This window comes from Pseudalkalibacillus decolorationis (assembly GCF_024609785.1).
In the GTDB taxonomy this organism is placed as follows: domain Bacteria; phylum Bacillota; class Bacilli; order Bacillales; family Fictibacillaceae; genus Pseudalkalibacillus; species Pseudalkalibacillus decolorationis.
Genome location: NZ_JANHJQ010000031.1, coordinates 13,506 through 36,503 on the forward strand (window position 1 = coordinate 13,506; position 22,998 = coordinate 36,503).

The 22,998-nt window shown below is 34.0% G+C and carries 12 protein-coding genes; 3 read left to right on the forward strand and 9 right to left on the reverse strand.

The window, feature by feature from the left end; all coding sequences use genetic code 11:
- Positions 1–724: 724 nt before the first annotated feature.
- Both NON16_RS21285 and NON16_RS21290 read right to left on the reverse strand, forming a co-directional pair.
- Positions 725–1,648 (reverse strand): cation diffusion facilitator family transporter, encoded by a 924-nt coding sequence (locus tag NON16_RS21285; protein ID WP_257351432.1) that lies wholly within the window; start codon positions 1,646–1,648, stop codon positions 725–727.
- Positions 1,649–1,661: 13 nt separating this feature from the next.
- A complete protein-coding gene (locus tag NON16_RS21290; protein WP_372508859.1) occupies positions 1,662–1,976 on the reverse strand; it encodes an ArsR/SmtB family transcription factor in 315 nt (104 codons plus the stop codon).
- Positions 1,977–4,306: 2,330 nt separating this feature from the next.
- Between NON16_RS21290 and NON16_RS21295 the strand changes: the two genes are divergently transcribed.
- Genes NON16_RS21295 through NON16_RS21305 form a run of 3 tightly spaced genes read left to right on the forward strand, consistent with a single transcriptional unit; the run spans position 4,307 to position 9,173 of the window.
- Positions 4,307–5,929 (forward strand): dsDNA nuclease domain-containing protein, encoded by a 1,623-nt coding sequence (locus NON16_RS21295; RefSeq protein WP_257351433.1) that lies wholly within the window; start codon positions 4,307–4,309, stop codon positions 5,927–5,929.
- A 15-nt stretch (positions 5,930–5,944) separates the two neighbouring features.
- Positions 5,945–6,484 carry an ABC-three component system middle component 1 gene (locus NON16_RS21300; RefSeq protein WP_257351434.1) on the forward strand — a complete coding sequence of 180 codons (540 nt, stop codon included), beginning with the start codon at positions 5,945–5,947 and terminating at the stop codon, positions 6,482–6,484.
- Positions 6,474–9,173: an AAA family ATPase gene (locus NON16_RS21305; RefSeq protein ID WP_257351435.1), complete on the forward strand. Its 2,700-nt coding sequence runs from the start codon at positions 6,474–6,476 to the stop codon at positions 9,171–9,173. Before NON16_RS21300 ends, NON16_RS21305 begins: the two co-directional genes overlap by 11 nt.
- Positions 9,174–9,746: 573 nt before the next feature.
- Here NON16_RS21305 and NON16_RS21310 read toward each other — a convergent pair.
- From NON16_RS21310 to brxC, 7 genes are all read right to left on the reverse strand, one after another.
- Positions 9,747–10,229: a GIY-YIG nuclease family protein gene (locus NON16_RS21310; RefSeq protein WP_257351436.1), complete on the reverse strand. Its 483-nt coding sequence runs from the start codon at positions 10,227–10,229 to the stop codon at positions 9,747–9,749.
- 35 nt (positions 10,230–10,264) lie between these two features.
- Positions 10,265–10,621, reverse strand: coding sequence for a Shedu anti-phage system protein SduA domain-containing protein (locus NON16_RS21315; RefSeq protein WP_257351437.1), 357 nt, complete (start codon positions 10,619–10,621; stop codon positions 10,265–10,267).
- 169 nt (positions 10,622–10,790) lie between these two features.
- Complete coding sequence (locus NON16_RS21320) at positions 10,791–11,075, reverse strand: hypothetical protein (protein WP_257351438.1); 285 nt, start codon at positions 11,073–11,075, stop codon at positions 10,791–10,793.
- An 89-nt stretch (positions 11,076–11,164) separates the two neighbouring features.
- On the reverse strand, positions 11,165–13,222 hold the full coding sequence (brxL, locus tag NON16_RS21325; RefSeq protein WP_257351439.1) for a protease Lon-related BREX system protein BrxL: 2,058 nt from the start codon (positions 13,220–13,222) through the stop codon (positions 11,165–11,167).
- Between the two features lie 17 nt (positions 13,223–13,239).
- Entirely contained in the window at positions 13,240–15,798 is a 2,559-nt protein-coding gene (gene pglZ / locus NON16_RS21330) for a BREX-1 system phosphatase PglZ type A (RefSeq protein ID WP_257351440.1), read from the reverse strand.
- 78 nt (positions 15,799–15,876) lie between these two features.
- Positions 15,877–19,410: a BREX-1 system adenine-specific DNA-methyltransferase PglX gene (gene pglX, locus NON16_RS21335; protein WP_257351441.1), complete on the reverse strand. Its 3,534-nt coding sequence runs from the start codon at positions 19,408–19,410 to the stop codon at positions 15,877–15,879.
- Positions 19,411–19,425: 15 nt separating this feature from the next.
- Positions 19,426–22,992, reverse strand: coding sequence for a BREX system P-loop protein BrxC (brxC, locus tag NON16_RS21340; RefSeq protein ID WP_257351442.1), 3,567 nt, complete (start codon positions 22,990–22,992; stop codon positions 19,426–19,428).
- Positions 22,993–22,998 lie beyond the last annotated feature (6 nt).

The following is a 22,998-nucleotide window of genomic DNA, read 5'->3' on the forward strand; positions in this document are numbered from 1 at the left end:
CCATAGTATCCGTATCAGATATACTAGTATAATAGTTGAATAGTGTCAATAGGTCCAAAATTATAACGAAGAGAAATTAATTGTTATAACAGTAAGTAAATGTATTAAGAAAAGCAGAAGCACCCTGTTCAGGTACGACAAGCGCTGGAAATTCTGCAACATAACACGCTTTTTGTGTTTGTGGAAGAATTGAAGCGACCTCGAGTACCTGGGTGCTGGAGCTAGACATTACATCTATGCAACTAAAATTTATACTTTCTTATCTATTAAGAAAAGCGGAAGCGCCCTGGGAAGCCAGGAAGGTCACTGGAAGGCCACTGAGGAGGCTCGAACCAAACTCTGTTTGGCCNATTAAGAAAAGCGGAAGCGCCCTGGGAAGCCAGGAAGGTCACTGGAAGGCCACTGAGGAGGCTCGAACCAAACTCTGTTTGGCCCTGCGTGGGATTCTACATGATGTGAATCAGTGTGCTGCCGCCGGAAGGGGACTAAAATGACCCGAGTGGCTGGGCGCTGGAGCTAGACATATTGAAAAGCGGAAGCGCCGTGTTTAGGTGTGACAAGCGTTGGATATTTCTGGAAAATAACGCGTTTTCCAGCGTGATGCCAGAAATTGAAACGACCTCGAGCACCTGGGCGCTGAAGCTAGACATTGCCTCTATACTACAAAATTTTATACGCTTATCCTTTTAAAACTAAGCCTTCAGTATATCTAAAAGCTAAGCGCTTAAACCCTCATATCACCGTGCTGCAAATCTGACTTTTCTACCTGAATCGTTGTATGCTCAATCTTACAATGCTCCCGAATCAAATCTATCGCCTTTTGGAGGATCACTTGCCCCTCATTATCATCGTTAATTAATAAATGGCAACTCAATGAATCCAACCCAGAGGTTATTGTCCAGATGTGCAAATCGTGAACATCCTTGACCCCTTCAATACCTGATAGTAGTTCCTTGACCTCTTCTTGATTCACCGTAGAGGGTGTTCCCTCCATCAAAATATGAATGCTGTTTTGGAGTACGCCCCACGCACTTTTTAAAATGAGCAATGCCACTACGACCGAGATAATAGGGTCTGCAATATACCAACCAAAGAACAACATAAGCGCTCCTGCAATCAAAGCCCCCACTGACCCAAGGGCATCACCAAGCACATGAAGGTAGGCACTTCGTAAGTTAACATTGTCTTTCACATCACCCTGTCGCATTAATGACCAAGCACTAATGAGATTTGCGATTAAACCAACTGAAGCAATAAGCATCATCGTTCCACTGGCAACAGACGGTGGCTCAAAAAACCGACCAAACGCTTCATATATAATAAATCCAGCGATTACAAACAAAGTTACTCCATTGAATAACGCCGCCAAAATTTCAAAACGATAGAATCCATATGTTTTATTAGGGGAGGCAGGACGACTAGCAAACCACATCGCCACTAAACTTAGTGCTAATGAACTGGCATCACTTAACATATGACCACTATCTGATAATAACGCCAAGCTGTTGGTAATTAATCCACCAACGAACTCTAATACCATAATGCCTGTTGTAATTAGTAAAGCAATGAGAAGACCCTTTTTATTTCCTTCCCTCTGTTGGTCAAAATGATGATGATCGTGCCCAGGATGGTGGTGATGGTGGGCCATTATAATCAACTCCTTATTGATGTTCTATGTGTTCAATGACCTGATTTAAAATATTGACAACGTGTTCATCATCATAGGCGTAATAATATGTGTTTCCTTCACGTCGATATTTAACTAATCTTAAGTTACGCAAATGGCCGAGTTGATGAGAGATAGCCGATTGAGATATACCCAGCACCTCTACCATATGTCCAACTGAACACTCTTCTTGAAATAGTAAATATAATATTTTCATTCGTGTTGGGTCTGATATTGCTTTTAAAATACGAGATGCCTCTTCGACTGTATTCTCAGATAAAAAATGATGCTGTCTCTTTTCCACGTACATCCCTCTTCTTAATGTGTTTTATTTAACACTTTATATTCTATTCCTGTATATGAGCATATGTTCATATACAGATTATAATAAATATATGTGTTTGTCAATTTAATCCTATAAGGAACGTACGAAACCATTAACGTTCACTTATGAGGTACAGATTGTATCACAAAAAGAAAAATGCATCAGCTAATTAAGCAAGGTGCGTTTCAATATGGCCAAGAGTAATGGATTATAACTGATAATTATTTTTCCGATAAATCGTAATCGTTTCCACCCTACTTACAGATAATAGAAGGTGAAAAGGGGTGACTAGATGAAATTGAAAATATTTGATGACTGGGCACAAGTTTTAGCAACAGGCGTTTTAATTATTATTGTCTTTATTGTCTACAGGTGGGTATTTCCTTTTTTACAGCAACATTCATAGAACACATAATATACCAACGAGTAATTTTAAACACTTTCTATTTGGAAGTAAAAACCACACCTCAGGGTAAAACATAACCCCACTCCCTTAGATATCTTGCATTAAGAATACTAGGGGATCATTTGTTGCTGTAATGCCTGACTGATCTGATCTTATCTTCTTGAGAGGTCCTGAAATGTTGCGTGGGGCTAGACACTGGATTACTGGAGTTAGATTACATTTATCAGCAAAACCTATTACTTTCTGGTGTATGAAATAATGAAATTACCATAAATCAACTATCAAAACCCCCAGCGACTCCAAGTAAGACATCAACCTTTTATATAATGAACTAACTCTACTTTAATATCCTTAATTTCGTCACTAAAGCGATGATCTTCACCACTTAGATTTGGTGCATCAATTTTTAAAATAAGCCTATCCATTTTGACATTCTCGTCTAATTCACCAACAAGTATACTTTTTCATTAGGACCACCTCGTTTAATTAGTTGCCGGTTTAGTTTTCCTTAAAAGGGAGGGTTAATTCACCTTGAATATCAACACCCTTTCGTAAGATTAAAATATTGTTCAGACACGAAGAAGTGCAAACCATTCAAATGGGTAAAAAACATTGCGTAAACTATTTTTAAACAACAAAAAACGCCAATTCACGTTCCTAAATCAACGTAAATCAGCGTTCAAATCACCGTTACTTCAACGATTATCAACTTTATGTAATGGTACCGGTGGTCGGGGTCGATATAGGTCAAAATGTATTGATTTTATAAGGTTTTGTGGGGTCGTTGTGTAAAATTTGTGTAAAGATAAATAATTTGAATGTGAAATGTCAGAAGTTAATAGGAAAGTTGCAATGTATTTATTTGGCGTTTAAAAAACCTTATCATCCGTGATATATGCTTCGTCTACAGCATTTGTCGTAAGGAGCTCCATTTTTACTAAATGAGCGGTCATCCCAAAAGTTTCAAGTGTGCTGTCAGGGATCTATTTTTTAACTCACTCTCTCTATTCATGAGAATAATTTGAGACCTTATAGATTATAGTTAGCGACTGCGACAAACTGAGCTGACTCGGCAATTTTTAAAAGTTCAGCAGTGTAGCTGATGATTCTATGGGTAAATGATCTAGTGAATCGTAAATTATTGCTATCTATGTTGGACTTAACGTATTTCAAATCTCTTACAACTACCTTAGATTCCTCTCCATTTCTTACTTATCTTAATATTCTTCCTGGATATAGATTTTCATTGTACTCCTAAAAGATATCGATCCAGTTCTATTAATTCTTCGCTCATTTCAAAAAGTACGTACTTCGGACAATTTGTAGGACATCCCACATTGCTAAAACCAAGTATTAGTGACGATAATTTCTTAACATTTACTCTCGTCCCCTGAGCAGTGTCGCTTGCTTAAAATACTAATTTTGAATTAAATGAAAAATTATTTCTGTTCATTTGCTCGGTTATTTTTTCCACAGGACCCTACTATAGTGATTGCTACAGAACCCATTTGGTAAAGTTTGATGGCGAAATCTAGTATACCATGACATTCTCAGAACGTAATTTTTAAGAAGTATGAAGTTGAGAAATTTGTTTATTCTTTTCTTTTGTATAGCTTCTTCGTAATTATTTGGTCATGTTTAATTCAGATCTCTATTTAATTAAGTAATATGAACTTAGTTATTTTAAATCAAGTGTACCTATATTTTTATCTTTGGAAAAGGTGATCATATAAATTGGTTTTTATATTGTTTGACTTTAAAAACATAGTAATTCTAGAGAACTAAAAAATCGACTCTTAATAATTTTGTTCTTTTTAACTATTAGATTTATAATAGTTTCGAGGGCTCTATACAAATTAACCCAATTTTTCAATTAAATAATTTAATTACTCTATGTGGGGGATATTGCATGAATGAAACAGAGATTACTAATGCCTTAAAAGAAGGACGGAAATTAAATACAGACCAAGATAAACTGACATTTATCAGCAATTGTATTAAAGATAAAAATACAGAAGAAATTGTAGATATTATTAACAAATTAAATAGTGAACCTCCAGCTGATACAGGCGGACTCAATGCCATGACCGGTTTCTATTTCCAGCTACTTGTAACACTATATTATTTGGTAGATTTGCTTGAGGGTAAATGGAATTTTGTTGCTATTGAGTTACATCAAGATCTTATTGTAGGTAATTCAACTGATATTAGATTTGTACAAGTAAAATCAAAAGTCTTACAGGACAGGGAATCTTCTGTGGAAGTAACAAAAACCGACTTATACTCAGATTGGCTACAGAAACTCTTTTATATGGCCAAATTCTTTCCAAAGGATAACAGCATAAATACTCAGTTTGAATTAGTAACAAACTTTTATATAAAGAACTCTCCCAAAGTAAAAATGGAACATTATTTATACAATGAGTCATTTAATCGTACAATTAATGAGGATGACCATCTATTGGAAAAAATAGTTGAAAATAAAACCCTTATTAATAATATAGAGATAGATTTTTTAGATACTTATGGTGCATCAGAAAGAGATCTACTCTCTCGTTTCTCTATTAACCCTATAACTATAAATCCGAGAAAACTAGAGGATTTTATTGATTTAATCTCTTCAAAGCTTGGAAAGGTTATAGGAAGAGCAGTTGGTGTCTCTCGAGAAACCATTGATTATTTAATTGGCGAACTCAGTTCAAGGTGTAACCATTCGAATGATAGTTCAGTGCTTTTCATTACATGCGATGATGCTGAACTATACAGAAAAATATTAGCCGAACGGGCAGCAAATGACCTTGATCCTTTTTATAGAGATTTTAATAGTAATCAATTAATTGAAGAGTCTTTAGCACGTATTACCGAAGATTTTAATAGATTATCAGATACTTTAAAACAAAAAGTATGCGATGAATTAGATACATTTGGAATTGAATTAAAAGAGTGGGTTTCTAACGGTATTTCTGTGATAGAAATAATAAACCGTTATATGGAAGGAAGGGAATATTCAAGTAATGTTCGGAAAATGTCAGCTCATCATAAGAAAGAGATACTTATAGACATTTTGAAAACTTTATTCATGTTAAAGATTATATATGAGAAGGAAATGTTAATTTCAACGAATTATAGAACACTCTTTGTCAAAGAAGTGGAAAACGCTCATATCTCTACTCTTGGTCTGGAATTGGAACAAAGTAAAGAAGAAGGTATAGATAAACTTATGGGAATTATTCTAAGTGCAACAGAAGAAGAAAAAATTCAAATGCTATTTCAATCTCATTATACAATTTTTCAAGGTGATTATTTTGAAGATGATTTTGAGGATATTGAGAAATTAGATTTCAATGAATATTTTAAACCAGTTGTTGCTGGTCTTAATAAAGAAGCAACACACAACGAAGTAAACTCAAACTGGTCTATAGTTCCAGGAAAACAAATAACCAAAGATTACCGAAAATTAATTAGAATAAATGAAGAATATGAAGAATATAAAAATCAAGTTAAGTTGAAGTGGAAAACAATCCTATCATGATAGAAGGTGCATGTAATGACGTATGCTAAAACATTAGACAAATTAGTATCTCTTGGATTCGATGTTCTATTCTCTGATATATTTCATCCAAATATGGCGTACTGCTATAAAGAACCAGTAGGATTTATATTAAAAAAATATAATGGAGAAGTTTCTCAAGAACAGATTATTATTGATGCTGTTGAAGTACGCAATAAAATAAAAAAAATTAATCACAACATCTGGAATACCTATTTTTTAGTGTGTTTTGGCCCCAAATTCAAAGGAAACACTCCATTTTCTATAGAAAGAGACGCTCGCGGCCTAAGAAAATATGTTATTCAGGACTTAACGGATCTAGACAGGATTCCATACACAGATACAAGGAGTATTGAAAGGATTGATGATCCCTTTCATATAACTTTACAGCTCTTAGAAAATGAAAATGGTGAGGTTGGTAACCTTATCAACTTCTTAATGAAAAATGACGGTGCAGCTAGAAAGTTGAATAAAGAAGAGGTTAGATTAAGTATGATCAAATACTTAGGATTGGAGAATATAAGCCATGAGGATTGAATATCTTGAGATCGAAAATTTTAGGAACTATAAAGGTAAACACAAGTTTAATTTACATAAAAGTATCTGTATTCTTTATGGAGAGAATGGCTATGGGAAAAGTTCTTTTTTTGATGCAATTGAGTGGTGCATGACCGGGAATATCAGTCGTTTTTCAAAAAATGAATCTTCTAAAATTGATAAAAGTATTATATATAATCACCTTCTTGAAGAAGATTCAACTTGCTCAGTAACGTTATCGTTTGATGGCCGCAAACTATGTAGATCTTTCCGTAAAGAGCGTAACGAATACAAAAGTGAGTCTGTAACAATAAGCAATGAATCAGATGAAATTATAGTGCGGGGACAGACGAACGTAGAAAATTACCTGAAGAAAAATCACACTGGAAACACTTCAGAATTTACAAATCGTTTAATCAAACAATCGCACATTTTATCTCAGGACCAAATTACAGATTTTATTCTTCGAGATAATCCTAAAGATCGTTTTAAATCTTTAGCAGACATTATGGGATATAAACAAATGATATATTTCTTAGAGAATATCAAACAATTTTCAGAGGCTTTAAAAAAAGAAATAACTCAACACGAAAAGGATATAGCATATTACGATAAATTAATCCTAAATGATGAAAAAGATTACCGCGAAGTTGACATTCTCAACATCAACAAATTACTCAGTGAATTAAACATTAAAGTCGATTCAGGCGATATTGAGAAACAATTACAAATTCTCTCAGAATCTTTAAAGAAAGAGAAATTCGAATTAGAAAGAAAGTATAAAATAATAAATAAACTTTCACCTCAAAAAAATACACTATATTCAGATTTAATCTCAGAAACTGAGTTCTTAAAACAAAAAATAAGTTACTTAAAAGCACGGTTCGGAAAAGCCAAAAACTCTATTGAACAAATTGAATTGTATAAAACAGAGACTCAAAAAAAGATTGATAATTTGACTATTGAAAAGCAATCAATTTATGAAATGAAAAATCTGACTGATTTAATACATAAAAACGAGGAATATTTATCAAGGTATCTTTCGGATGAACAGCGCTCTGTTTCTTACATTAATCGTATTTTGTCAAAGCGACAAAATCTTCAATTAAGATTAGATTATATAAATAGGATTTCCGAAGAGTATATCAATCTATTATTAAATGTTGAAAAGTTTCCAAAAGATATTCTCCTAAAAGAAGAAAAGTTAGATCAGATTAATCATAAAATCTATAAAAGAGAAAGAATTATTAATCAATTAGAAGGATATCTAACTATCAAAGACGAAGACCACTCTTTGTTAAACCTAAACAAAAGCATTGAAGCAATTTACAAATATATTATTGATAATAATATAAAAAAGTGCCCTGTATGTTCAAGTAAAAACGAATCACTAGGTAGTAAAGTATATAATAATATACAAGCTAATTTAGAATTAATTTCTCAACAGTCACAAACTATTTCAAAATATATTAAGAAAAAGGACCGCTTTCAAAAAAGTAAAGAGACCCTTGAAAGAAGGCGGGATAATTTCAAAAACGAGATTAATAATATAAAACGCAATTTAGAAAGAGCAAAAAAGCAAATTTTGAATATAAAGAATTCCTCCTATTTCTCAAATTACTTACTTAGATTAGAAAGGGGAAAGTTATTGTCATTAATTGATCAATGTTCTGATGAAATTGATCTACATATGGATCTAAAAAACACAATAATTGAACAAGAAAAGCTAATAAAGAAACAATCTGAATTTTCTTCCCTAGGTATAGATTCATATGAAAAAGAACTAGAACAACATCTAAAAAAGCAGTTAAATCATTATAATCGCTATATAAATAGACTCAATATATATATAGATCATAATACAGAAAAAACTAAAGAAACTGAGCTACTCTATGAAGATTATATTAAGCAGCAACAACTTTGGCAGGACTTAACAGAAGAGACGACTACCAATTTTGATATAGAAGAGCATTACAAAGATGTTAAAAATTCAATATACCGTTTAAATGAGCGTTATGAAAAAGTAAGAAGTGCAACCAGCTCTGCCAAGATGATTTCAGAAAATGAAAAAATTAGTAAAAAAATTAAACAAAACGAAATAGAAAAAGAAAAACTGCTAGATAAAATAAAGACTTACACAGATAAATTAGAAAGTTTAGAAAGAATACGGACCGGGAGTTATGAAAGACTTGGAGAAAAAGCCACTTATTTTCTAAATAAACCTAATTCTAGCATTCAAAAATACTTTAGTTACTTAAATCCAATGCCGTTAACAAACACAGTTATCTTTGAATCAAAACAACATGAAGAGCTAGAGATCATTATGTCATATGATGATAGAAGTGGTAGAAATTTCAAATTGTCAAATGTTCAATATTCAATGAGTTCAGGACAATTAAATGTATTAGCTATATCAATTTTCCTTGCTGTAAATCAAGCACAAATGATTAGTAAATTAGATTTTGTAGCAATTGATGACCCTATCCAAAATATGGATGATGTTAATCAATTTTCAATTTGTGACGTTCTTTCCGATATAAAAAAACAACTTTTATTCTCCACACATGATTTTGAATTTCTTAAACTCTTTATTAAGAAAAATGAACATAGAAGAAAAGATATTACAGTATTTATCCTAGAAAGTGATAATTTTACTGTTAAAAACGTAAAAGAACTAGCCTTAAGTTAATTAGTATAACAGGTGATTATTGAATTGAGCCACTTGCGTAGTTTAGAGCCACCTTTTGCAAAGCAGGAAGCAACAGCGGAGCTGCTTGCCATTGACTGTAACACCCGATTCTTTGCATTTGCTGGAAGGGGTGGGGGTCCCGTCAGTCAGCGAAGGTTTAGAATTGATTTGTCCGTATTATCATATTTGAGCAGGTTGCCACTATGGCATTATTTATGACAGACCTGTGATTCTAACTCAACACGTACAAATATTAAGTCAATGGTGGCAGATAATAGAATTTGCGCAGTTCATAGCAAAACATTAACGGTGGCTCCCCCCTGTGCACTTACTGGCTCAATTTATTGCAACTAGTGGTTTAAAACGGCTCATTCTATATGCAATACTCAACGGGGAACAAATTCGAATATTTTTGTTCTCCTTCCATCACTTCTGCCTAAACTAATCCTCAGAATTACATTTGGCTTTTTAGGTGATTTTTCTTTTAAATATATATCTAAATTTTCTATTATGTTTATTATATAGTCCTTTATTCATAAAATTTAATTCCCTTATAATTAAATTTTTTTAATCTTAATGCTCTAAAAAGCTATTATAAGGTGTGTCCAATTCCATTGCGACAAACACTTCAAAAACAGTTCTATCGTGTTCATTCTCAACTTTTAGAAATCTTACAAAAAAATCTCCAAACACATAATCTCTTGCTTCCTTGTGAGATATATTATTCATTATAGAAATCCTATATGTTAAATTAGCAGCGTTCTTATTTAACGACCTATGGTCTCTACCTATGCGTTGAGCCAAATTTTTTGACCTTCCAACATACAAAGGTCTATCCTCTGAATCTGTAATAAGATAAACCCCAGCCACTGGAATTTTACTCCTTAACATTTGTTTTATTTGAGCTTGGGTTATCGTTTCCAAAGAAAACCTCTTACTTTCTAATAAAATTTTTAGCAGATCAGGATACCTTTCAATCATTTCGGGAAATTTTAACAGTAAAAACACCTCCCTATATTTTATTACATATTTTTCACCTAAGAAATCCGAAAACATATTGCAATTTTTCTTTCTAGCACAATTTCAAATTATTAATAAGTGGACTTACCAATTAAACTTTTGGCTGAGTCATATAGGTTATCATAATGCAGAAACTGGATATTATTTGATAACTTCGACTGTCTTTTGATTTGATATGTTTTCTCAGTAAAATTACTTCTTCTTCCAGCTATTACTGCATAGTGCATACGAGAACTATCATATTTCATAAACTCAATAGGGAGTTCTTGAATTGGCGATTTATATTTTTTAAATGTTTCATAGATTGATGAAAAATTAGCTTCTAACCAGCATTTCCAATCTATTACCTGTCTTTCACCTTTTCTTAAAGCATCACCAATATGTCCACTATTAATTGTAATATTTTTATTGGGATGCTCTAACTCCACAAATATAATTCATATCCTCCTGAACTTTTACCTATAATGAGAAAATCTACCTGAAAGGAGTTTCCTAATTGAATTTCAGGAATAATAAATGCATCGTGGTGACCGAAAGAATAAAAACCTTTCATAATTGATGCAATAATAAAGTATGCATTTTCTTTTTGTATCCAGTTTAAAATATCACGTTCATTTTTGAAGGGCTGTTAATCAAACTATAAAACAATTCTACATTATTTGATAAGTATTCTGTATTCCGTAAATCAACAATATCAAGATGGTTGTTTGGAAAAAGACTTAAATAATGTCTAACTGCTACTGGATACTCTCTATATAAACTTTTCCTAATAGCTAAGTCCCCATCCCCTATTTTATGAATTACCTCTCTTTCTCGTAATATATTCCACTCATCTTTTTCTTTCATTGTAAGTGAACAATAATCTCTTGAATAGATTTTCACCATACTTCCTCCTTCCTATATTCATGTAAGAAAAGAATCGGTTAAATACCGATTCTTCCCCTCTCCAACATAGAGTTAGCACAATATAATTATCCTACCCCCAACGCCTTAAACACTGCATCTGTCGGATCTGAATAAAAAACAGGCTGAACCTTAATCAACAAATCTGGTGGAACAGTTTGAAAATCCATTACAGCCGAAGCAGGAATTAACACTTTTTTTGCTCCCGCATCTACACATACTTGCAATACATTCGCAAACTCTTCTACTTTAGAAATTGTTCCATCAACGGTCATGTTCCCGATAACAACCATACTTTCTTGCAATGGTTTATCTAAAGCTCCTGAACATAATCCAATCAACTCTGCTATCGCAAGCTCCTCCGTTAGACCAATGCCTTGGAGATCACTAATGTGCATCAAGTAATCTTTTGTTTTCGTGCTAATGGTGTTACTGATAGCTTTGCTATTGGCTGTGAAAAACCTGAATGCTGTATCTAAACTTTCTTTCGCTCCACGATTGGAGCCTACACCCGATTTATCAAATTTACCAGTTCCACTTACTACTTGATTTTCGAGTTTATATACTCCTATCATTCCAGAGTTACCATGGCCGACAACATAAACATGGCCTGGTTTCCCCATACCCTCAGGGATTAACTTCCCTCCGCCTTGTTCAGGAACTGAAACGTGTTCTTCTTGTAGAGTTTCTTTGTTAATATAAGAGAACATTACATCATAAAATTCCATACCACCAATTTTCTTCAGCTGCTCTTTTACTCTTCTTCTTCCTTCAAGAGCATATTGCAGGACTTCTTCAACGTCCTCGATTGTATACTGTCCATGTGGATAGATAAGTTTCATCATTCCTGAAACAGTCTTTCTAACGGCGACTGTATCACGTTGATTGAGATTATTACCAAGTTTATAATAACGATCAATCGAGTCAGCAAATGAGCGTTTTCTCATTTCCCGAAAAAATTCAGCAATGTAATCCACGATGAAACCATATTTAAGAGTGAAGAAATCAGGTCTCATTTTTGGGATTTCCCAACCAGGTAAGTAGTAATGTATACGATCGAAAAACGCTGAGTCGTTTGCCATCTCTTCTGGAAAAGGAGCAAAGAGATGTGAAGTCTTAATAAGCGAATCTACACTTTGGTTTATGTTTCCGACAAAAACCATCGAAGCTGACGCTGTTTTCTCTTCTTTTCCCCTTGCAAATGAGCCGCTTGCCATATAATCTTTCATAATTTGGATTCCATCTTTATCTTTAAATCGTATTCCTGCCACTTCATCAAAGGCTACACAATCCCATAAACCTACCAGACCAATTTTTCTTGAAGACATATTATAGAACAGATTGGCAACCGTTGATTGACCACCTGAAACCAGGATCGAGTTCGGTGAGATTTCCTTATACACATGGGATTTTCCTGTACCACGAGGACCTAGTTCGCACATGTTATAGTTGTTTTCTACTAGTGGCACAAGACGTAATAATAAATGCCACTTTACCTTCTCTTCTAGTTGTGTTGGTTCCATTCCAGTTGAACGAATAAGAACATCAATCCATTCGTCTTTCGTAAAACTCTTTCTACCTTCTATGATTTCGTTTAAATCCATATTTGGCATTTGGATCGGCTTTAAACTATTAACGCTAAACGGCATGGAGTTCTTTACCTCTTCATCGTAATAGTAATCAATCTTCACCATACACCAGATACCACCTGCTAAGAGCTTGTCAAACTCCTTAACAAAGGTAGCAGCAATCGGCACACCCTTTAATCCTAAATTCGAAAATTCAGCTTCGTATGTGTCAATCTTGGGATTTAAGGCAACAGTAATTTTATCAATAACGGAGTATTGTCCAAGTTCACGAATGCGAGATTTAATCTTCTCCGCTTCATCAGGTCTAACGTAGTTATCCGATAGTATCTTTTTAACACGCTCTAACCCTTCTTGAATGCTTTCTTCATCATCCGTTGCACAATACATGCCCAGAAGGTATTCTAATACGTAAACAGGAACATTTGCTCCTTCTTTAATGATGTTCGTTAAATCTTTTCGCACGACACGACCTGCAAATACATCATTGAGCTTTTTATCTAAATCAACCACTTCAATTTCATTCACTTGCTCTTCCATTCACAGCCCTCCTCTTTTTAGAAGTCAAAATCACTGACAATTCCTAAGTTAATCGTAAAAGGAATCCGTTCAACAACCACTCCTGTTTCTATGTCTTTGATGTTTAAGTAATAGTTTTCGCTTTTATTATAAGGGATAGACTTTAATACAAACCGCAGCTTAAACGTGCGATCTTCTGGATTATCAAATTCTCGATCACCTATCAATGTTTCTTCGTTTGAAACTACATTACCTGTTTCATCAGCCATATAGATGACAACGGTTCTTGCAGTCATTTTCTCTTCCACTTTTTCTGTTTGGAAGAAAGATAAGTTGAAGATGCTATTTGTTATTTTTCTCGTAGTATTCGTTAGCTTGATATCCACTTTTTGTATCGCTTTAGTACCTTTTTGTCCAGTACGCTTATTTTTAAACTTTAAGAGTGGAACAACAACCTCTTGTAAACTCGCCCCACCATGGACGAAATTCACACCTGAGCCTTGCATTTTAAAACGTATCGTAGCGTTCGGTACATAAGCCGTTTGCCCTTGCTCATTTTTTACGACTGAGCTCAAATCTAAATCAAGTAAGCCAGAAACTTCTCTTTTTTCTTGTGAAAGCATATAACGACGTTTCACTTCAATATTATCCATTCTTTCTTTCTCGATCTTATCGCTCTCTTCAAGTGCTTCACGTTGATATAAGAACCCATGGTCAGCGGTAATGTAAATATTTGTCCCGCTTAAGTCATCACGAATGATTTTGACTAAATCATAGATTTCACTCATTGCCTTTTCGACAGCATCAAACGTATACATCTCAGTAGACGCTTTATCTCCCATGGCATCAATCGTATCGTGATAGATGTAAATGAGTTTTTTACCTTTGAAATGTTCCCTTCTTCCTGCTTTATTCATCGCAAATACGTCTTGAAACTGGATCGCAACACTTTCACTCTCAGCGTATGCAATGATCTTACGACGGTTATCAAGCCCTGATGAATCCTTGCCATCAACAAATACTCTTCCATTTTGGTCAAAATCAACGGTTCGGTGGGGCAATAATGAAGCCATTCCGAGCTTTGTTACCGATGGGATAACCCCTAACATTGTATCGAGTTCACAACTTCCCAATGTCTCAGCGTTTAGTCGCTCACTAATCTCGACTCCAACTTCATAACGCATTGCATCGGAGATAATCACAAATACACGCTCACCTTTACTTACTTTAGAACTAACATTACTTTGATAAAAACCTTGTTGGTTTCTGACACCAGGTAGTGACCACTCTTTTGTTAGTTCTGAATGTACGGCTTTTGACCAATGAGCACTTAACTCACTTTGATACCAATTGGTATAGAGGTTCTCGACCAGAGTCTTCAACTTCTTCAATAATTCGCTATTTGCCTCTTTGTCATAAGCAACATAAAACTTTCGATAATATGTATCCATTTTGTAATAGTGACTCACGTAGGACTTGTACATGTCAATAGCTTGTCCTTGTGGGATACCTGTTTGATGCTCTTTATAGAATTGATGAATTTTAACTGTGTAGAACAATGCCTCGTAAATGTTCTCGTATGTCTCATAAAAATGTTTCGTTCTTCTAAGTTTGATTAACTTAATATAGTCATCATAGTCCTCCAAATTTGTAGAAAGACTATTGGCTATGTTAATGATAATCGCTCTGTCAAAGTAAGGAAACGTATCCGCTTGATTAAAGGCTTCAATCGGCATTTTATTGACTAGATCCGAGAGTTGTATTTCTTGCTCAATAAGCTCTGCATATTCGTTATATTGCTCATAATCAGCTTTATAGTGCATCCAATGATCAATAAAGACTAATCCATTTGATTTGTTACGTTCTGCTATGTATTGCTTGATATTAGCTAAATAACTCTCCTCAATCGAATGACTTAGTGCTGTCACCGTTAAATGGATAAATAACGTCTTTAATGATTTTTGCTTACGTTCATACCCGTAGTGATGAGCGACATATTTCCAGAATACATCCACATCGAAAAACTTGTCCATCTGCTCGATATACTTGTTTTCTTGATCATTCAACGAATCCATCAACACGGTTTTTACAATAGCTTCAATATCAGGTGTTTTCACATTACAGAGTACACTCAAGATTGCTATTTCAATCGCTTCCTCTGTATAAGTTTCAATAGAAAAGGTTTGGAACTTTCGATATCTCTCTTTATTATTGAAAAACTTCTCATACTTCTTAACGACAGCTCGTAACGAAGTATCAATATGTAAGTCGTTAAGCAGCAGTGAAATTTTATCAGCATAGAACGTCTTCGAATACAAGACTGAATCAATTAACCAATTATCCTCTACACTAAGCTCTTCATTTGTATAGATTAAATAATGAGAAGTTGGATCTTCTTCCTCAAGTAAGTATTTCGTATAAAAGTTGTTTCGTTTGGTTAATTGATGGACTTTTACCTCCTTGATTTCAATTTGTTCAATATCATCAACAAACTCTTGATCTTTATCAAACCAAAAAATGATTTTCCGTTGTTCCCCATCATTCAAGGATTTCTGAAAATGTACTGTTAAAGTTGCTACAACTTGATCTAAGTTCACGTTACCTCACCCCTTCTTCGCCAAATTAAGAAAAACAAGGATATAACAGCCAAAACCGTTATACCCATAATGACTGAATTATATTTTTGCGACAAGACCTTTAAACTTCTCGTAATTGACAACTACACCGTCATCTAAGTCAATCTCCATCTGCATGTCTGCCATGTGGTGCAACACTTCATCATACTCTTTCAATTCTTCAATCTTCTTCTCTAACGTCTTCAATTCCTTTTTCGCATTACTGATTTCTTTTGCGGTTGAGTCACCTTCAATAATAGTGAAAAGGTCTCTCTTTTCAGCATCTAAGCGAATTTGATATTCATGTAAATAATCCGTTCGAATTCTTGATAACGTTGTTTTATCATAACGATGCATATAAATTAAGCAGTTGAAAGCCTTTTGTTTACCACTTGTGAACAACCAATAAATCGGACGTTTCTTGTATGTTTGAACATGGTCTTTGAAGAAATCATTCATGAAATAACGACGTATGGTCTCTTTTGCTGTTTCACCTTTTTTCTTACCAAGTGTATCAGCGATGAAATCAAGGTTTTCTAATAATGTGTCCTCACCAAAAGTTACTTGAACAAACTCAATGAACCTTAAAACAATGTCATCCTCGATGTAAGCTCCTGATAAAATTGGGAGGATGTTATCTTTATCAGCCGGGTACGTTTCGTATTTGGATGGATCAAATTCTCCACCTGCGTAAATTAGACCTTCTTCATCTAAGGAGTAGCGACCGAAAGTGCAACCGATAGCATACGAAATAAATGATTTTACTTCACTTTTGTCATCAGGTATACGAATTGATACTTCTGAATCATCAATGATATTGTCAACTTCGCTATCTACTCCATATACTCTAATAAAAATTTTATTTATTTCCTCTTCATTTGCTTTCATTCTGTTAAACATCGCTCGTATATATTTGTTCCAATTTAAAAAACTGTCATTTATTATATTATATTTTTCTGTAAGTAATGGATGTTTAGAAAAGCCCCATGCTGTTTCGTAGCTATTCCATTCTTCTTTGCTAATCATAATATTTTCTGTAACTAAATGATTAACTTGATCTCGTACCAGGTCTGCAATATCAATTATAGGTATGCTCGCTACATTTCCTGGTTGGAAATTTAGAGTAGGGTTAATTGCTTCCATAAATATTGTAGCAGGCTTTGAGTTTAAGAATCCTATTAAGTGAAACATTTTTTCTTTAGATGGAAAAACGGCACAACCGGCATAATCACAAATAAAGCCTTGAGGTAAATAACGCATTGAAAAATTCGACGATGAAATAAAAGACCATGTTATACCTTCACAACATAAAAAGTCTATATTTTGTATATATCTTGACCAGTGTTTTCCTTTATTCCTAAAAACAGCATAATCTTTAATTTCGAAACCATTATTTTCCCAATTAATTACATGATCATAATTGCCATACCACTTTCTATATTCTCCTCCTTTATTATACGGAATCCACTTTTTGGATGTTTCTGCTAATTCTTCTGTATTAAGACCAAAGCCAATCTTATCGATATTCACTTCATACCATTTTCGAATAAACCTTGCATTATCACCAGTATTTTGTCCAGACCTTGGTTTTGAAATATCCCCTAATAATGTTCCTGTTTTATAAGCTGCTGATACATTTTCACTTATCCAATAAGCCAACGGACTGCCTTTTATAAGACTATATTCTAAACCATCATTTTCGTATCGATAACTTACTTGTGGAGATCTTATTGCTTCTATTACTTTTTGCTCTTTTTCTTTTGCATCCTTAAAGTCAATCAATCTTATAAATTGACCTACATATGTATAGAAAACTGATTTTCTATAAACAAAGGCAGTAGTTTGAACTATCTCTCCACCTACATCCTCAAAAGCTCTTGAACCAAGATGTAGCATTGTGATTATTGAATTATTATCTATAAATGTTTTCCTCATATTTTCAAATGTCGATAAAAACATCCAGGAATGTTGGTTAATCATCGCTGAAATACTACTATCGGTTAGATAATGATCAACTTCCATAAATGTCGCAAACAAATCTGATTTAGAGTAAGGATAGTTTTCATTTAGGTATTTTGTTAACTTTGTATTCATAAATTTGTTCCCCATATATGGAGGATTTGTTACTACGATTTCAAACTGATTTAACATAATTTCATTTTGTTTTAATAACTTAGGTATTATATTGACTACTTTTTTTCTCAATTCCTCTTCAAAAAGGTTTTCTGCTGGATTTTCAAGTAAATATTTTAACCTTCCCTCTAAAAATTCATGATTATACTTATCCACTTTTAGCAGGGAACCGATTGATTTTGCATCTTTAAATTGGTTTATAAACCCTTTTGTGCTCTCAAATTGTTTACCTTCAATATCTCCTGCAATAAAAGCGATATCTTCCTCATCAAGTATGTTCGTTTCTTGAATTGAAGCGAAGTTTAGTTCTAAACCTTCCCTCTCTATGCTCCTAAATAAACGTTTATTGTATTCCAACGCCTTCATGACAACTGAAAAACAAGCAAGCTGATAAGCACGATCATCAATATCTAATCCATATAGATTGTTTTCTATAATCAACCTCGGTATTTCTCGTTCCATATACCCACACTTACTGTAAATTTCATAAAGAACATCAAACATATAAACAAGAATATGCCCACTTCCCATCGCAGGATCGAAACATTTGATATCCTCTACCTTTAACTCTTTGTTAATAAAAGAGGCTAACTTTTCTTCATAATTTTGCTTTTGATTGTTTTCTATATAAAATTCCCAACTCTCTAATAAATCTTGATGCTCAGGATGTGACTCAAACCAATATCTTCCCAATGAGTTTTGAACCATATAACGTACAATCCAATTAGGTGTAAACAACTGAGTAGCATATGGAATTTCTTCTGCCTTATATTTAGATTTCTGCTTAAAGACTCGTTCTTTTTCCTCAACTATGTAAAATTGATACAACCAACCGATGATTTCAATTTGATGCCAATCTGACTCTGAAATCTTTTCGGTATAGGTCATCTCCCTTAAAAATGATTCCTTCGTTAATAATCCTTCTGGAAACAAGATCTCCGTATAATCATCGATCTTTTCAAACATAAATGGCATAAAGCGGTTCAAGTCATTACAATGTTTGATAATCAAATATTTGAACAGCTCTTCAGCGTAATTATTTATCTTCAACTCATACACAAGCTCTTTATCAATCTCTAAATCAAGAGACAATGCTTCTTTCATCATATCTGGTTCTGCACTCTCAGCATTAATTGATGATAATACACGTATTTTTGTTGGAAGATAATTATTCACCTCCATGAAACGTAATGCTGTGAAGCGATTAAACCACGTGTAAGCGACTTCGTCCATCACTGAGCAATATCCAATTTGACCAACACGGTCAATGAGTTTATCACGTTGGATCTTTTCATTTTTTGAAAGCTGTCTGCCATCAATAAAGATGGCATCCGAGCTTTCAATTTCGGCTTTCTTGATGTTGCTTTCTGTTATTCCTAATTTCATTGCCTTGGCTTCAATTTTTTTTAACAGTTCTCTCCTTGCACTCATCGCAAAGTTTTTCAATGCTGTTTTGTTCATCACCATTCACCTACTTTAATCCAAGAACTCAACGTGTTTGTTGGATTTAATAATTTCCTTTAGTTTGTTTGATAAGGTATTTACAAACTGGTCAACATCTTCTTCTGATGTTAACGTCTTAACAGCAAGCAATTTCGATACTTGAACTTTTTCCTTTTTAATCGTCACAACAGGTGGTTGTGGCTCAACGATTACAGTTCCTTCTTCCTCCTCTTTTCGGCTTTTCCATTCTCTAATTTCTTTAGCAATTAAACGCTCATAATTCTCTTTGAAACTTGCGCTTTGAGAAATGGTCGCATCCACTTTAAAGATATCTTCAAAGCTGTCTATGTTGCCTCTTAATTCGTTATAATAATTTTCTACTTTCTGTTTAGTAGCTGCGTACACTCCATACTGCTTTGCTAAGATAGCTAGATGATCATAGTCAGCTTTTAATTTTTCTTTTGCATTTTCTTTCTTTTCACTAAGGACAGCATTGATATGGTTTTCTACTGCTTCATTTAACTCAGGGATATCTTTTATCTTCTTATAAGGAATTGGGTCTTTTAAGATATCACTTAACTTTCTAACAAAGGCTTCAGAATCATCATTCATTAAATACATCTTGTTCTCTTCGTATTTATTAAGAGCCTGCAGTCCTTCATCAAAGATTCTCTTTTGGTCTGTACCAAAGAAGCTCTTCACATAGACAATATCTTCTTCCCAATCTAACAAGTCCTCTTCCATATCCTTTAACTTAGCAAAGAAAGAAGCGTTATCTAATCCTTTATGGAACTCGCCAAAGTATTCTAGACCTTTATCCAATAAGCTCATTCCAGGGTATTTCCGACCTTCATAGCGAGCTTTCAATGCTTTTATCTCGTCTATTTGATGTTCAATGAATGTGCGGATATCTCTTACTAATCCATCTTCATCATCGGCTAAATCCGTCTTATTAAATACTTCTTTGCAAATGCTCTTTGCCGTTCGTATTAGCTTCTCATCTACCTTTACTCGCTTTAATACAATTGCTTTATCGGCTTCTGATGTTTTCGTTAAGGCTGTAATGATTTTATTGACCCCATCTTCTGGTTCTAAGTATTCTGCCATAAAACGTATACGAATACGTTGTTCTTTCAATAAATGAGCAATTAAAGCAGCAACATCAAGTGGTCTCCACCCGTAAGGTTTATCATTAAAACGATCAAGAAGGATTTTTACACGTACTTGTTTTTTTATATCATCCTGTAGGCTTATAAAATCATAAACTTCTTTAATAGCCAGTTCATTTGGATTTTGCATTAACTCCGCTTCCAGTGATAACTGTTCGTTCTGTGGAGATAGGATTGGAATTAGTTCTCTTTCGTTTTCTAAGAAGTGCTTTATATAACCTAATCTCGTATAAACATTTTCCACTAATGATTCTAATGCTGCGTTGATCTTTTCTTTTACAGATGACCCTTTCACCTCAACTCGATCACCATTGATATAAAAGCCGGCATATTTAATCGCTTCTTCTAAGAAATCTTTTACACGTCTTCTTCTTTCTCTCGCTTCTGCTTGTTTATTGTTTAAGATGTTTTGAATGCTCTCAGGAAGCTGTGTAATATTTCTTTTCTTACGGTACTCCTCGATCTGCTTCACTTCACGCATTTCCTCAATATAGGCTTCACTGCCTCCAAGTTTCACTATCATCTCATTCGTTCCAGAAGACATCATCATCAATTCTTGCTCGGATTTCTCATAATGATCAGATAATGGAGAAAGGATGTTTATACCGATCGTAGCTGTTTGATTTTTATAATTTTTCTCATCCATCGTTTGACGGTAAGGAAAATCATACACTTTTCCGAATCTGAATTTTGTTCCTGAATACAAATCTTCAAAAATATAATTGGCCAGTTCTCTTTTTACCGATTCTTCCTCGATATTAACGGATTTAATTTCTCGATTCACATCTTGCTCATCATCGGTTAGGAAAATATAGAAATCGCCATTTTTCTGAATAAGCGTTTGTGAAATAAGTTTTCTCAGTGATACTTTGATTTTCTCTTTTAGTTCTAACTTATCTTCATCAATGTTTGTAACCATAAGGGTTGCTACATTTGCTATGTTTGCAGGAAGCTCTTTAATGTATTTAATCATGAATAATACTTTTAAGAGGTTTATGTTGAACTCGTCATCTTGTAAAGCTGGATTAGTATAAGCTCCTTCAATAACCCTTGATATAGTTGGGTTTAGAAATTCTTTGATCGTGTCATAGAAAGCATAAAAAGGAATTAAGCTGCCTTCTTCACTATCTTTGTGCTGCAGCCCTGCTTCCTTGAAGGCTGATAACATGGAACGCTCCCCTTCAGATAAATGCTTACCTGAAGAACCATGTTTACGAACTTGTTCAAAGACATTTTGAAGCAACTTAAACTGGTATGGGATAAAAGGATAGACCTCGGCAAATTCTTGTTCATTGTCATACCCACGTAAATCAGCCGTACTATCTTTAAAACTAATTAAGTTTTTCAATATTGCACTTTTCTCGGGATAATACAGCTTCAATTTATCATGAACAAAATCTTTCTTTTGCAGAATACGTTTCTTGATTACTTCATCAACAGAAATAGACGATAGTGATAACCTTGTATCAAAACGCCCTTGGATACGAGAAAAGTCATCCCCTTTTACTTTGACAATGCTGTCAATGCTCTCTTGAGATGTAACCATAATCCAAACTTTACCTTCACAATGTGTACCTAGGTCCTCAGCAACCGTTTGTAGGTTAAGCATTAAATTACGGCTATCTCCTATGTATTGTCCAATCTCATCGACTAAGAAAATAAGATGAAATTTATCACCCTTTTGCTTAATGTATTCTTTTACATCTTTAGCAAATTTCTCAATACTAATTTCAAAATTGTTAACACCGTTTTCGAACCAGTTCCGAGCTGATTCTTCCGTCATATCTGTCACTTTTGTTAAGCCTCCGATGACATAATCAGCATCAAAATAAAACGTGTTACGACGGTCAATCCAATCTTCACCTGCTAACGCTTTAAATTCAATTTTGAATGCTTCATACACACCTTTAGTATCTAAATATTTCTCCATTTCAGCAACACCAGGAATGTCACCGTAATATCCTCTATGTTCATAGAATACTTTCATAAACACTCGAAGAATCGCATCTTCTTTTGATTTACTATCTAATGAACTTTTTGAATCAATATTAAAAAGAATAGTTTCTGTTTCAACATTTGCTGTACGCTTCATGTTTGCTAAAATAATTGGGTCCTGGACTTTCTCATCGAAGAATTCAATAGCTTTTTTATCTTTGACTTGTTTATTTTCAAGAAGGTAAGCTAGAATTTTCAAGAAGTGAGATTTACCTGAACCGAAGAAACCTGAAATCCAAACACCCATTTTATCCGTAGATCCATCAATCCCTTTTTGGTAGCTTTCGTAAAACTTGGATAGATGTTTGTTCAACTCTCTTGTAACAACATACTCATCAAGCTCTTGGTAGATATGCTTTTCATCCGTTTGCGCTACTTTGATAACGCCTCTTATATCACGCCCTATGTCTTTTTGAAACATCTCTTTAATAATCATTGATAT

Excerpts from the sequence above, each read along its gene's own strand:
- NON16_RS21290 (WP_372508859.1), bottom strand. The coding sequence starts at position 1,976 with ATGTACGTGGAAAAGAGACAGCATCATTTTTTATCTGAGAATACAGTC.
- brxL (WP_257351439.1), bottom strand. The coding sequence starts at position 13,222 with ATGGAAGAGCAAGTGAATGAAATTGAAGTGGTTGATTTAGATAAAAAG.
- pglX (WP_257351441.1), bottom strand. The coding sequence starts at position 19,410 with ATGAACAAAACAGCATTGAAAAACTTTGCGATGAGTGCAAGGAGAGAA.
- NON16_RS21305 (WP_257351435.1), top strand. The coding sequence starts at position 6,474 with ATGAGGATTGAATATCTTGAGATCGAAAATTTTAGGAACTATAAAGGT.
- NON16_RS21285 (WP_257351432.1), bottom strand. The coding sequence starts at position 1,648 with ATGGCCCACCATCACCACCATCCTGGGCACGATCATCATCATTTTGAC.
- NON16_RS21295 (WP_257351433.1), top strand. The coding sequence starts at position 4,307 with ATGAATGAAACAGAGATTACTAATGCCTTAAAAGAAGGACGGAAATTA.
- NON16_RS21310 (WP_257351436.1), bottom strand. The coding sequence starts at position 10,229 with ATGTTTTCGGATTTCTTAGGTGAAAAATATGTAATAAAATATAGGGAG.
- NON16_RS21300 (WP_257351434.1), top strand. The coding sequence starts at position 5,945 with ATGACGTATGCTAAAACATTAGACAAATTAGTATCTCTTGGATTCGAT.
- brxC (WP_257351442.1), bottom strand. The coding sequence starts at position 22,992 with ATGATTATTAAAGAGATGTTTCAAAAAGACATAGGGCGTGATATAAGA.